11 protein-coding genes are annotated in these 12,291 nt (G+C 44.7%); 3 read left to right on the forward strand and 8 right to left on the reverse strand.

Going from position 1 to position 12,291, the window contains the following annotated elements; genetic code table 11:
• Window positions 1–48 precede the first annotated feature (48 nt).
• The 3 genes from DSM107010_RS29250 to DSM107010_RS40190 form a co-directional block, all read right to left on the reverse strand.
• Window positions 49–165: a photosystem II reaction center protein I gene (locus DSM107010_RS29250; RefSeq protein ID WP_015152134.1), complete on the reverse strand. Its 117-nt coding sequence runs from the start codon at window positions 163–165 to the stop codon at window positions 49–51.
• A gap of 104 nt (window positions 166–269) precedes the next feature.
• Complete coding sequence (locus tag DSM107010_RS29255; RefSeq protein ID WP_199755808.1) at window positions 270–3,422, reverse strand: class II glutamine amidotransferase domain-containing protein; 3,153 nt, start codon at window positions 3,420–3,422, stop codon at window positions 270–272.
• Window positions 3,423–3,626: 204 nt separating this feature from the next.
• Entirely contained in the window at window positions 3,627–4,019 is a 393-nt protein-coding gene (locus tag DSM107010_RS40190) for a hypothetical protein (RefSeq protein ID WP_106169622.1), read from the reverse strand.
• A 460-nt stretch (window positions 4,020–4,479) separates the two neighbouring features.
• Here DSM107010_RS40190 and DSM107010_RS29260 point away from each other — a divergent pair, with 460 nt between their 5' ends.
• The gene (locus DSM107010_RS29260; RefSeq protein WP_127024555.1) at window positions 4,480–5,721 is read left to right on the forward strand and encodes a PAS domain-containing protein; all 1,242 of its coding nucleotides are present in this window, start codon (window positions 4,480–4,482) and stop codon (window positions 5,719–5,721) included.
• A gap of 126 nt (window positions 5,722–5,847) precedes the next feature.
• On the opposite strand, the gene DSM107010_RS29265 is transcribed toward DSM107010_RS29260, so the two are convergent.
• Window positions 5,848–7,494, reverse strand: a complete 1,647-nt coding sequence (locus DSM107010_RS29265; protein ID WP_015152131.1) for a DUF6930 domain-containing protein — start codon at window positions 7,492–7,494, stop codon at window positions 5,848–5,850.
• A gap of 280 nt (window positions 7,495–7,774) precedes the next feature.
• Between DSM107010_RS29265 and DSM107010_RS29270 the strand changes: the two genes are divergently transcribed.
• Window positions 7,775–8,131, forward strand: coding sequence for a HesB/IscA family protein (locus tag DSM107010_RS29270; protein WP_015152130.1), 357 nt, complete (start codon window positions 7,775–7,777; stop codon window positions 8,129–8,131).
• Window positions 8,132–8,227: 96 nt separating this feature from the next.
• Window positions 8,228–8,656 (forward strand): hypothetical protein, encoded by a 429-nt coding sequence (locus DSM107010_RS29275; RefSeq protein ID WP_015152129.1) that lies wholly within the window; start codon window positions 8,228–8,230, stop codon window positions 8,654–8,656.
• Window positions 8,657–8,762: 106 nt separating this feature from the next.
• On the opposite strand, the gene cheB is transcribed toward DSM107010_RS29275, so the two are convergent.
• The 4 genes from cheB to DSM107010_RS29290 form a co-directional block, all read right to left on the reverse strand.
• Window positions 8,763–9,836, reverse strand: a complete 1,074-nt coding sequence (cheB, locus tag DSM107010_RS29280; RefSeq protein ID WP_127024558.1) for a chemotaxis-specific protein-glutamate methyltransferase CheB — start codon at window positions 9,834–9,836, stop codon at window positions 8,763–8,765.
• Between the two features lie 109 nt (window positions 9,837–9,945).
• Entirely contained in the window at window positions 9,946–10,374 is a 429-nt protein-coding gene (locus tag DSM107010_RS29285; protein WP_015152127.1) for a response regulator, read from the reverse strand.
• A gap of 60 nt (window positions 10,375–10,434) precedes the next feature.
• On the reverse strand, window positions 10,435–10,560 hold the full coding sequence (locus DSM107010_RS42490; RefSeq protein ID WP_258184102.1) for a hypothetical protein: 126 nt from the start codon (window positions 10,558–10,560) through the stop codon (window positions 10,435–10,437).
• A gap of 34 nt (window positions 10,561–10,594) precedes the next feature.
• Window positions 10,595–12,214, reverse strand: coding sequence for a methyl-accepting chemotaxis protein (locus tag DSM107010_RS29290; RefSeq protein WP_241994394.1), 1,620 nt, complete (start codon window positions 12,212–12,214; stop codon window positions 10,595–10,597).
• Window positions 12,215–12,291: the final 77 nt, after the last annotated feature.

Below are 12,291 nucleotides of genomic sequence, written 5' to 3' on the forward strand. Positions count from 1 at the left end.
TCACTTGCTAGTAAAGGTTTCTTTTTATCGTTACCTAGTTATCATTACCTAGTCGAGATCTCTCCGACCGGGGTTACGAGCTGGGTCATTAGACAAAAAGCCAAAGACGAACAGCGTCAAGAAAAAACCAACAACGATATATACGACAATCTTAAGCGTCAGCATAGGTGTATCTCCAAGCTGTATGAGAAGCTGATATTTGTGTCTGATTCAACTCAGACAGCTCTACTAATAATACCTTAATAAGCGGCTAGGGACTCATGACGTTACTAGTCACTGATAACTGCTTCTGGCTTGTCGTCTCTGCCTGGTTGGTAGAGTTGTTTTGGTGTTTCTACACTCATTCCTGCTACTGGTGCGGCAGTCGTCATAATCTTGGTGCGGCTTTGAGACTTCCAGTGCTGGTATCGCAAGAAAGGAAATGAAGCGACTTTTTTCGCTAAAGCCCAGAAAAATACGTAACTGGCTAGCAATCGCTCAAAAGCCCCAAATCGAGATTCTCTCAAATCCTCAATCAGCTCTTTTTGATCTTCGGCATTTTGGTCTTTAAAGTAAAAAGCGGCATTTCTGAAATAAAAATACTCATCGTTACCTTCTAAAACGATCGCGCTACTGAAGCCTTTGCGGGCAATTTCAGGGTTAGTACCCATGACAACAACTTCCGGTCCCACGTCAATATTTCTCACGCCGTCTGCTTGTTTACCAGTCATAATGGCGGCGTTTTCTTGGTGTTTTTGCTTTTGTCCCCGCCTACCATCGGGTACGCCCAAAAATAGCAGAGTTCCTCTCACGACTCGGTGTCCAAAATCGTGCAATAAATCGTCCTCTGGATTTGCTCCGTGAACTTCTAAAGAAGCAATTCCGTAGCTGAGAGAAAACAATTTACTGACATAGGATTTTAATAATTTGCTCACCCAAGGTACGTCACCAATTACCAAGGTTCTTTTGCCAATTCGAGCGAGGAGTTGTCTGCCTTGAAAATACCTCAGTCCCAACGTCCAGAGCCACGAACCGAAAATGTATATGGCAATGTCAATTAAACTAACAACAGGATTGACTATTCCCAAAAAAAGTGCATCTTGAGGTATGTGAGCTGCCCAAACAATCAGAGCCAAAATTGTCTTAGCTAAGGGAATTGTGTGACCGAAAGGAATTGCCCATCCGACTGTAATCGCGACATATAAAGCATGAATTCCCCACGCTAGCGGCGTTTCTAAGATATGGAGCGCCCACGTGCGACCACCTGCGATCAGAGTTCTTCGGATCGCAGTTTCAATTGTGTTTCCAGTGGGAGTTGTCCCCATAATTTGCACGACATTGATATCGAGAAAGTCATCCTTCATCTTGTCTAAGGCGGCGAGACTTTCTTGAGTCAAGGTCATTCCAAAGGGGCTGGAGTCAGGAAAATGATGTTTGACCTGCTTCGCTAGATAAAGTAACAATTCCGTTAAAGTATGTTGAGCTGCGGCAACTGCGATCGTGGCAGGTTCAGAAGTTCTGCGTCCGCTCCCATTGACGAAGATATTGTGACGCACAGTATTTGAGTGCTTCGGTTGGATCGCCCGAGAGCCTAAAAAGCTGCTTAACTCTCCAGTCAAGATAAACAGCTCGCCGATGATGTCTTGCCGATACAACTGGTCGAAGGTATTAATCGCCTGTACCGTAGGAAACGTTTGACCCGATTGAGTAATCGCTAGGACGATTGAATCTTTACCGAGCTGCAAGCTGCTAAAGTCGTGCTGAAGTTGCTGCAAAACTTCATTGGAAGAGATGACCCGCACGTTGAGCCACGGAAAGACAATCTTTAAATCCTGGGCAAATCTCTCTCCCAGCCACAAACTATTTTCTACACCTGTCACGAGCAGATCGACAGACGGTAGTTGCTGCATGTGTCCGGTCAACCCAGCACGCACCATTTTTTGCCGCTTTTGCTCGAATTTATGCGCCTTTTCACAAAAGAGTTGAACTAGATAATCTGCACTTTGGCGATCGAGCGAGGCTGAATTCTGCCACAATAGTCTAATTTCTGCCAGAATTGGGGGAATTTCTCGGCAGTCAGCCGCAATTGGGTCTATGGTGTCGTTTTCAGGATATTTAACGTGCGGCAGATAGGGGTGGTCTGCCATCGAGATCCATCTATCCTTGAGGTCTGATTGGGGTACTTCGCATTTTTGACTCATCGAGTAAATTGCAATGTCTTTGGCTGTAACCATTGCAATTTCTCCCATTTTCTGGTCTAAGTCCAAACGGTAAGACTCTGGTAAATTCAGTAACACAGCATCAACTGCGGCTGGTTCGGAGGCATAAACCATGTATCCGTCTTGCCAATTGAAGCCAATGGACATTGGTTGTCCTTGAGCGCTCAGTACCAGTCGTCCTTCGTCTAGGGTAGAAACCGTAACTAAACCAAAACTCCCTTCGGCTCTCGACATGAACGTTTTGGTAGCAAAATACAAGTCGTTGTGAAAGAAAGCATGAATTGCCGTTCTGACAAAGGTGACTCTTCTTTGCCAAGACCATTGGCTCATCGAGCTATCGTTAGTCGTTGCTTGTAAAATATCGTGTTCCAGACGACAAAAGTATTGGCTACAGGCAGGAGAATCTGGAGCTGCTAAAAGCTTGCGATACAGCACAAAGATATTTTCAAACGTGGCAGCCCAATTACCGATCGCTTGCGGGGAAGGGGCTGTATTCGGAGCATCAACGGCGGGTTTTTGTCCGCCAAAGGCTGATTCGATTGAAGGAGCGATCGCCAGTTGATAGGCTAATCTTACCGAAGCATCCCACATACCTTGAGTCACGAGTAAATCCATCATGCCCGCAATTTTGGGCGAATCTCCCCGTGCGTGGTTGGGGGTATGCAAAACTCTTTCTAACCACCAGCCTAACTCAGTATTTCCAATCGAGCGATCGAACAGCGTCCAAGCATCAAAATCGCCATTGTGGGTAATCCGATAATTGACGTTTTTATACTGGTGAACCCACTCTCCGTCAAGAAATTGCCATATAGATGCTTGTCTGGCACTCATCCATTCATGCCAATGAGTTTCCAATACAGCAGGGGGTCCACTCGTTCCAAAGCGATAGTGCCACACTCCCATCACTGTCGATTCTAGGGGTTTAATGCCTGCGAGTGCTGCTCTGCGTCTTTCTGCTGCAAAAGCTGTTTCTAAGGATTTAGTCAAATTGTCCCTTTTTTTGTTGACAACTTTTTTCCCAACAAATACAGTTTGATTATCTCGGTTTGTCGCTACAACCAGTCCACCACCAGCTTGTTCGCCTCGAATTTCTGTTTCTCGCCCCATTTCGTGAAAGACGTTTACCACTCTTTCTGGCAAAAGCTGGCGCGGATCGTCGTCCGTATTGCGCTGACCTAAAAAGCCAAAGTTACCGCAACAAAAAATCTCTGCAACTCCAGTCACAAACGCTGCCAGATCGGACCTGGAGCTAAGAATGATTAGCAAATTAGCACCCAGAAAAGTTTGACTAAAAAATGTGCTAATAAAAGCGATCGCCTGACGCTCGCTCGTCCCAGTATTGCCGAAACTATCAGAAGAAAGTTGCCATAATATGGCAATAGCAAGAAGATTAAAACAAACCCCGCCAAGAGCTTTAATTCTGATCCGCTAAGGAGTGAGATCGCCTGCTGCCACCCATAAATCGGCTCGATCGCATCCAGGAATAAATATTGGCTGAAAAGGTAGTAGCGATCGCAGAGTTACAGCAATACTTCTATGTTCGAGAATATTGGCGATATTGAGGGCAATTATTTGTCGGTCGAGAGTGGCGATCGCGATTGCGTGTCCCAAGCCATGAATGAAAATTGCACTATTCCAAACCAATCTGAGTAAGGTTGCACTTGATAGAAATAGGAAAAAACCTAGAGAAGAATTAAAATTAGCTGAACTAATGAGCGGAACGAGTGCAGCTGCTGCAACTTCAGGAAGAACGGTTTTGGAAGAAGAAAAAAAATTCTGCCGCTGCAACAACCGAATCAAATGCAACCAGATAACTTTCATAAAAATAACTATTGACTCCGAGCGTAAAAATGCACCCTTGATGACTCAAATTGAAATATAAAAGAGAAATCAAATTACATATTGTATTTTTCGATACTAAAATTTAGTATTTATTAATACTTAGATTGTAAAGTCTTTATAACACAAGGAAAAAAGCATCTATCGCTAGATAGAAAAATTACAAAAATTTGGCGATTTGTCTGGATGGGTTTAATGAAAGCTGAGCCTCATAGTGAATGTATGTGGAGCAGTTTTTGGATCGCGTTTTCCATTTCCAGAGCGATGAACTCTTATCAATGATTGGTTGTATTAATTCATACTCGCAGATTAAATAAGTGCAAAAAAATAGGAGTTATTCTCAATATCAGAGGGCTTAAGTATAATCATTTTTAATGTTAAACAGTTTACTAAATAGCGTTATTAAGAGTAAGATAAAAACTGCCCTAGATGTTTTTTTGCTATGAAAGTAGAGTTTCGTAAACTGCATCGTCAGCTTGCTCCAATTCTTTTTTTACCTCTACTTGCTAGTGCGCTGACTGGAGTTGCATACCGCTTGGGCAAAAGTTGGTTTGGAGTTTCTACCTCAGTTGGTGATGTTTTGATGACAATTCATCAAGGTGAATATCTGGGCAAACGTCTCGTTCCCATATACATTATTCTGATTAGCTTGGGAATATTGGGAATGAGCGTAACAGGTACGCATTTACTCGATCGTCGGAGTAGCGATCGCGAACTGGCAAAATCGAATATTCGCAATATCCATCGACTGCTCGCATTGATTTTACTTTTACCACTTTCAATTAGCGCTGAAACAGGTTTAGCTTACACAATAGCAAGGGACTGGCTCGGTTTATCTAGAGAGAAAATCGGATTTTTGCTAGAAATTCATCAGGGATTATATTTAGGAGGGACATTCAGTAACTTTTATATTCTCTTATTAGGTTCGGGTTTAGTAGTGCTATTAATTGCTGGAATTAGAATGACTTCGTTAATCGGCAGTCAAATTCCGCGACAGCAACCTCAGCAATCTCCCGTTCAAACATTATCACCCTCTGCTTTAGCTGATACAGTTGCTTTACTTCGCAGACAGGCTTGGCTGGGACTCATCTTATTTTTAACTGTGTTTTGTAGCGCTCTGTACGGCATCACGTCACGAGTAGTTTTGAAAGAATATAACGTAGCAGTGTCTAATGTATCGCCATCTAATTTTTCTGCTCAAGACTTGCTAATTCCAATTGGGATTCTCGGCTTGGTCTGTGGCGTATTAGGTGCGATCGTAGTGGAAAAACTAATTCAGAACTGGCGGCGACAAAAAGAAGTTCAATCTGCCTTGTATGAAAGTGAAACGGCGAGTAGTACTATATTAAGAGCGCTGCCAGATTCTATATTGCGGATGAAACAAGATGGTACGTGTCTGAGCTATATGCCAGCAAAAGAAGCTAATTCGTTTACTTTGAATGGAGATATCTTAGGTAAGAACGTGAATGAGTTCTTGCCAGCAGAAACGGCACAACAGCTGCTCGAATATGCTCGATTAGCTCTGAGAACTGGCGCAACTCAGATTTTTCAATTTCCAGTTTCTTTTAAGAACAAACAGCATTACCAAGAGGCACGAATTAGTACAATTGGCGATAAAGAATTTTTGATTGTTTTTCGCGATCTAGCCAATTTAGAGCAACATAAAGTAGAACAAAATCAGTGACTAGTGACTAGTGGCTGGTGACTAGAGAAGAATCTAATCACCAGTGACTGTTGGAATATTGGAAACCTTGACTAGAGAAGAATCTAACCACTAGCTACTAGCCACCAGCTACTCACCAATGACCGCTTATTCAATCTGTGGCATTAACTGAAGCATTCCAATGCCTAAATCTTTAGATGAAAGAGATCGCGCTTCAAATAGTGCCATCATATCTTTCATTTGGGGTTGTCCCCGCGAAGCACCCATTAGACCTCTCGCGACGATTAAGCCGCAATAGCCTTTGGTATGCTTGCAGCGATCGTTCCACTTCTTTCTCGCGACGACGTGAACTGGATCGTCTTCTAAAAATTCGCCAAATAGAAATAACTCTCCATTATTAGTTTGCAGCACGCCTAAATCGTAGCGATCGCCACCAAACGGATCTGCTCCGGGATTAAAACCGATACCTCTAAGTCCTCCCGCACTCAAGAGAGCCTCAATCGCTTCTTTGGCTTTAGGACGGGAAGTTTGAATCAAAATCACTGGCAATCCATCTCCTGCTTCTGTAGGCTTGCCGACTTGCTGATGGGTGACTTTCTGGCGCAATTGCTGCACCATTTCCCAAGACACAACCCCCAAACTGAGGAAAGAATCTTCTGGGATTAAATCGTCCCGTAAAGACTGAAATAGAGGCATGTCGTCCAAATCTTCTGCTTCTATTGCCTCAGTTGCAACTGCATCTGCCATTTCCTCTAACTCTGTAGCCAAATTCGGCAAGGTGGAGACAGTCACGCTGAGGGGTTGAGATTTTTTCTCCGACTGGGATGAGGGTAGTGTAATGCGATAATTGCGGCTAATCTCAGGGAAAGTTTTCCCGCCTAGTTGTCGGCGCTCGTTTCGCAAAAAGCGATTTAAAGCTTCCAAGGCAACAAAAACAGCACTAGCCTCCTCCTCATAGAGGACAGAGCGCAGTCCTTCTAGAGGATGGATATTACCAAAAGATGGCTCAATCTCCGACAGGGGTAGGTCTGCTAGATCGACAAATTCTCCACCACCATCCATCTCTTCCGAGCGCTCGAAAGTGAGAAATAAGCAATCTTGTTTGAGAAATGCTTCTTCTAGCTGTTCTGTGGCATCTTCTTCAATCAAAACTTTCGCCCGAAATCTTTGCAAGGATTCAGCAGAGCGATAGAGCAAAATGCCATATTCCATCCCCAACATGCCCATTACGGATATATATAGGGTTTCGATGTCAAAATGGTTGAGCTTGACGGCAATAATTTGGTGTTCTTCTAACAACTCCCAAGGAGCAGCTTGCCAAATCTCAAATGCTTTCTTTTTGAGGGCGGTGGCATATTGAGGTGGTAATTCGGGGGGATGAGCTTCCCCAAATTCTTCAAAGCCGCGATACAATTCATCAATTAGCGGTAGATCGGGGACGTAATCGATCGCGATGTCTAATTCTTGTAACACACCGCGCAAATAAAACTGAATTTCGCGATCGCGCACGACAATTTTTTGAGGACGAGCGGGTTTAGCGGGGCTGTTGGGATGCTCCATTGCCCGTAACAGCGTGCGCACGACAACTTCGGGTCCGCTGTCGGTAGCCACGACATCCATTGCCCGCACGACTCCTTGAGAGCCATCGACCCACAAAATACACTCGCTCCCTGCCTCTGCGTCCCCTCTGGGGCTTGGCGCTGATAACGTGCGGCGATCGCCCTCCCAGACACAAGGAATTTGATTCAATTTCTGCAAACGCCGTCGCGTGGAGCTATTTAACGAAGTTGTCATAGACCAACCAAGCCAATCAGGGAGACAGTGCAAACTTTCGATCTTACTTAGGTGTGGGAGCTGTAGTTAAGCAATTGGCAGCCTTGCCTCAGCCAACAGGAGTTGTATTTTCCCCGATCCCGTTTCATCCAATTAGACCTATCAATTCTAGGATAGAAATCTTTGTGGTGCTTTGGTCAGGATCGTTGACAATTTCTCAAACCGCACCTCTGTTGCCGTTACAATGGACGAAAAAGCTGCATATTGCATTCTAAAACCATACCAGGAGTTGTAACAGTCTATGACATCAGCAACCCAGTCTCAACAGCGAGGCATTCAGTTAACCCAAGCAGCTCTGCAACACATTTCATTTCTGCGCGATCGCCAAGGGCAAGACCTCTGCTTGCGGGTGGGAGTGCGTCAGGGTGGCTGCTCTGGAATGTCTTACATGATGGATTTTGAAGATATTAGTAAAGTTAGAGCCGATGATGAAGTCTACGATTACGAAGGCTTCAAGATCGTGTGCGATCGCAAAAGCATCTTATACCTTTATGGCTTACAGCTAGATTACAGTAATGCCATGATCGGTGGCGGCTTCCAATTCACGAACCCCAACGCCAATCAAACTTGTGGCTGCGGGAAATCGTTTGGTGTTTAATAGAGTGGCTGAGTGGTAATAGGTAATTGGTAATTGGTAGTTGTGGATCCATTACCCGTTACCCATTACCCATTACCCAAATTCCTGCCGTTGACAATGACTGACACAGTTGCATCCCTCTTTGAATCAGCACTCGAACGCTACAAGGCTGGCGAAGAACCAGAGAAGTTAATTCCAGTTTTTCAAGACATTTGCGATCGCGCTCCCAAAAGTAGCGCTGCTTGGACTTGTTTGGCGTGGTTATATTTATTAAGCGATAAATCAAATGCTGCCCTCAAAGCAGCGCAAAAGGCAGTTAAGTTACATCCCCAAGATGCCCAGTCCAGAGTTAACCTTGCCGTAGCAATGCTGGAAACCGGACAAAAAGGCGTGCGAGAACACGTCGATCGCGCCATGCAGTTTATCATGGTTGATTCCGATATGCGGGATGAAGTCAAGCAAAACATTGCCGATGGCATGAGCCGCAAACCAGATTGGCAAAGCATGGAACGAGTTAGGAAGTGGTTGTTTGAAGCTTCTGAATGAATGAAAATGGGTAATGGGTAGTTGGTAGTTGGTAGTTGGTAAGTATTCTCCCCCTCAGCTCCCTCAGCTCCCCCAGCTCTCTTTCCCCCTGCTCCCTGCTCGTGCGCTACCTGACAAAAACTCGGCTCAGCACGAAGGGAACTATGCTTTGGATTGGTAAGATGTGTTGCACGGCTCCTAATGCGATCGCTTCTTTTGGCATTCCAAACACGATGCTGCTTGCCTCGTCTTGAGCGATTGTGATTCCTCCGGCTTGAGCGATCGCTTGCATTCCTGTAGCACCATCTCTACCCATTCCTGTTAGTAGCACGCCCATGATTCCCTTACTGTAAAACTGGGCGGCAGATTTAAACATGACTGTAACTGAGGGGCAGTGACCGTCTACAACGCCAGTTGCTCGGTTAAGAGTAAATTTGCCTAGAGAACTAAATTCTAAGTGACACTTTTCTGGTGCAAAATAAATCGTTCCCGGTGATGGAATTTCCCCATCTTGAGCAATCTTAACTTTGACTTGACACTCAGTTGCTAGCCAACTCACCAATCCCGGCAAAAATCCTTCGCTAATATGCTGAGTGCAAATAACGGGCGCTGGAAAGTGACTTGGTAGATGGCTAAAAAGCTTCTGTAATGCTTGAGGACCACCTGTAGAAGCACCAACAGCTACCATCCGAATTGAAGATAACCCGCTGTGAGATCCTAAAATTCTACCTTGAACTAAGGGTAGAGCTGCGGTCGAGAGTACGGGCTGCTTCAATGGTTTCGTGAAGACGCTGACACCAGAAAGCACTTTGATTTTGGTAATTAACTCTTGCTTGATGCGATCGTACTCTGAAGGTGTTCCCATTGCAGGTTTGGGAAAGACATCGATCGCTCCAGCTTGTAACAACTGAAAAATCGTATTGGTGTCGCTCTCCTGTACCGAACTGCTGATAACTAGAATTGGTAAAGGGTGTTTTGCCATCACCTGTTTGGTAAACTCCAGACCATCCATCTTTCGCATGTGTAGATCTGTACAAATTACGTTAGGTTGCAGCTCTGGAATTTTATCCAAAGCTTCCTGACCGTTACTAGCCGTGCCAACAACTTCTATTTCTGATGTAGCAGCTAATAGCTTTTTCAGAATTGCCAGGACAACAGGTGAATCTTCAACTAATAAAACTTTTACTGAAAATTTTGACATCAATTGGATCTCGAATCAACCGTACAAAAGTGATACGAATGGCATAGAGACGTTACATATAACGTCTCTACACCGCGCAGATACTCTGTTGGCGCACTTCCTGTAACGATTATGTGAGTGGTTTAGCGCTCACTTGTTTGCTTGCCAAAACTCGAATTTTGGTAATTAATTGCCGCTTCAGTTCTTCTTGATCTGCGGTTGAAACTGATGCGGGTTTTGGCATTACATCAACGGCTCCAGCTTGCAAAACTTGGAATACGTTGTCTATATCTTGCTTTTGGACGGCATCGCTCAAAACTAAAATTGGTAATGGAGACTTTGCCATGACATGTTTGATGAATTCTAAACCGTCCATTTTGGGCATTTTCAAATCCGTACAAATTACTTGAGGTTGAACTCTAGGAATTAAATTCAAAGCTTCTGCACCATCTTGAGCTGTACCTACAACCTGCACTTCTGGTGCAGAATCAAGCACTTTACGGAAAATGCTCATAGCAACGGGAGAGTCATCGACTAATAAAACTTTAATTGGGGTCATGGCAGTTATCAGTTATCAGTTATCAGGGAGTCGGTAGGGGCGCACTGCTGTGCGCCCGTACTAGGGAGTCGGGAGTCGATAGGGGATGCTGTACGCCCGTACTAGGGAGTCGGGAGTCGATAGGGGATGCTGTGCGCCCGTACTAGGGAGTCGGGAGCGATCGGTAAAAAAGTTTTGACTTTTCACTTTTGACTTTTCACTTTTGACTTTTGACTTCTTTCTATACAATTGCCTGTAATTGTTGGGCAACTTGATTGAGTTGCTGAGTTGAAACGCGGACTTGGTTGATGCCAGCTGCCGTATCTTTTGCACCGAGGTTGATTTCGTTCATTGCTGAGACGACTTGCTGCACGGAAACCGCTTGCTGCTTGGCGCTGAGGGAAATCTGTTGGCTGTTGAGGAAGACGTGGTTAACGGCATCTGCGACTCCAGTGAAGGACTCTACAGTTCCTTGGGCTAAGCGCAGTCCATAATCGACTGATTTCGTGCCTTCGTCCGTCGCCATTACAGTGCCGTTAATTGAAGCTTGAATGTCGTTAACTAATGCATTAATCTTCTCGGCAGATTTCTTACTTTGGTCGGCAAGTTTGCGAATTTCACCTGCAACGACACCAAATCCCTTACCGTGTTCGCCTGCCCGTGCTGCTTCTACTGCTGCATTGAGGGCTAACATATTGGTTTGGTTGGCAACATCTGCAACTAAATCGGAAATACTACCGATTTGAGTCGTTTGTTCTGATAATCGCATAATTTGCTCGGCGATCGCCCCCACTTTATCGCGGACGGTAGACATTTCTGCCATCGTTTGATGTACGGCTTTGCTACCGTTATCGGCGAGTTCTAGGGCTTGACGCGCCCCAGCAGCAGAGGCTTCGGCTTGTTCGGCAGATTGGCGAGAAGCCGCACCTAGTTCTTCTACGGTGACAGTGGTTTGATTGACAGAACTTGCTTGTTCGGTGGTAGTGCGTTCTTGTTGTTCGACTGTTGCCCCAATTTCGGTAGAAGAGGAAGCGACAGCATTGGCAATTTGTTGAATCATTTTAGCTGTACGGCTGGCGAATAGAACTGCCAACCCACCAGCAACCAATAAAGTAATCCCAGTTCCTAGTAGTAGGTTGGTGATGAGTTGCTGCTGCCCAGCAAATACAGATTTTGTATCTTCTGCTAAGATTACGCTCCAGTCAAGTTCTGGCATTCCTTCCATGTTTGGTACTGGCGCATAGGAAACTAATTGTTCTGTTTTGTCAAAGCGATCGATATCGATCGCTGTAGCTATTTTTTTCTCGGCGTGCATTTTGACAAAGCTAGCAAAGTCTGCTTTAGCATCGTGACCCACTTGTTCTGCTTCCCGCGCTGCAAAGAACTTATCATCAGAACTCACGAGATGATATTCTTTGCTACTCGATCCGGCTTGTTGCGCCTGCTGTGATGCATTGAATATTTTTTCATTCAAAATGCTATCTAAGCTTTTTATAGGCATACGGGTGCGAACTACGCCTATCATTTTGCCCGTATTAGCATTAATTATTGGTGCAGCTAAGTGAATGGCAACTTCACCAGTTGATGTTTTTCTAGGTTGTACAATGGCTGGCTGTTTAGTTCTCATCACCTCCTTGAAATAGTCTCGGTCTGCCAGATTTGTTGATGTTTCTCCAGTCGTGCGCAAAATTACTTTTCCAGATAGATCCATGACAGCAATACTGTCGTAAACGCCATAAATTCTCATAAATCCATCTAGCACGTTTTGCCTTTGCTGCTGAGTAATGTCTTTTGTGGCTTCAGGATTATTCAAAATTGGCAGTCTAGAGATGACTCGAATATCACCAGTGCGCTCGAACATAAGAGGCTATTCATAAAGTAAATCTTAAACGAGGCAAAAAGGAGAAAAATCAACTGTAGGATGCTCTATTAAGGATT

Origin of the sequence: Chroococcidiopsis cubana SAG 39.79, assembly GCF_003991895.1 — a bacterium.
Classification (GTDB): Bacteria; Cyanobacteriota; Cyanobacteriia; order Cyanobacteriales; family Chroococcidiopsidaceae; genus Chroococcidiopsis; species Chroococcidiopsis thermalis.

Bases quoted from the DNA above. Each gene is read 5' to 3' on its own strand.
- DSM107010_RS29250 (WP_015152134.1), bottom strand. From the start codon at position 165: ATGCTGACGCTTAAGATTGTCGTATATATCGTTGTTGGTTTTTTCTTG.
- DSM107010_RS40190 (WP_106169622.1), bottom strand. From the start codon at position 4,019: ATGAAAGTTATCTGGTTGCATTTGATTCGGTTGTTGCAGCGGCAGAAT.
- DSM107010_RS29260 (WP_127024555.1), top strand. From the start codon at position 4,480: ATGAAAGTAGAGTTTCGTAAACTGCATCGTCAGCTTGCTCCAATTCTT.
- DSM107010_RS29265 (WP_015152131.1), bottom strand. From the start codon at position 7,494: ATGACAACTTCGTTAAATAGCTCCACGCGACGGCGTTTGCAGAAATTG.
- DSM107010_RS29270 (WP_015152130.1), top strand. From the start codon at position 7,775: ATGACATCAGCAACCCAGTCTCAACAGCGAGGCATTCAGTTAACCCAA.
- DSM107010_RS29275 (WP_015152129.1), top strand. From the start codon at position 8,228: ATGACTGACACAGTTGCATCCCTCTTTGAATCAGCACTCGAACGCTAC.
- cheB (WP_127024558.1), bottom strand. From the start codon at position 9,836: ATGTCAAAATTTTCAGTAAAAGTTTTATTAGTTGAAGATTCACCTGTT.
- DSM107010_RS29285 (WP_015152127.1), bottom strand. From the start codon at position 10,374: ATGACCCCAATTAAAGTTTTATTAGTCGATGACTCTCCCGTTGCTATG.
- DSM107010_RS29290 (WP_241994394.1), bottom strand. From the start codon at position 12,214: ATGTTCGAGCGCACTGGTGATATTCGAGTCATCTCTAGACTGCCAATT.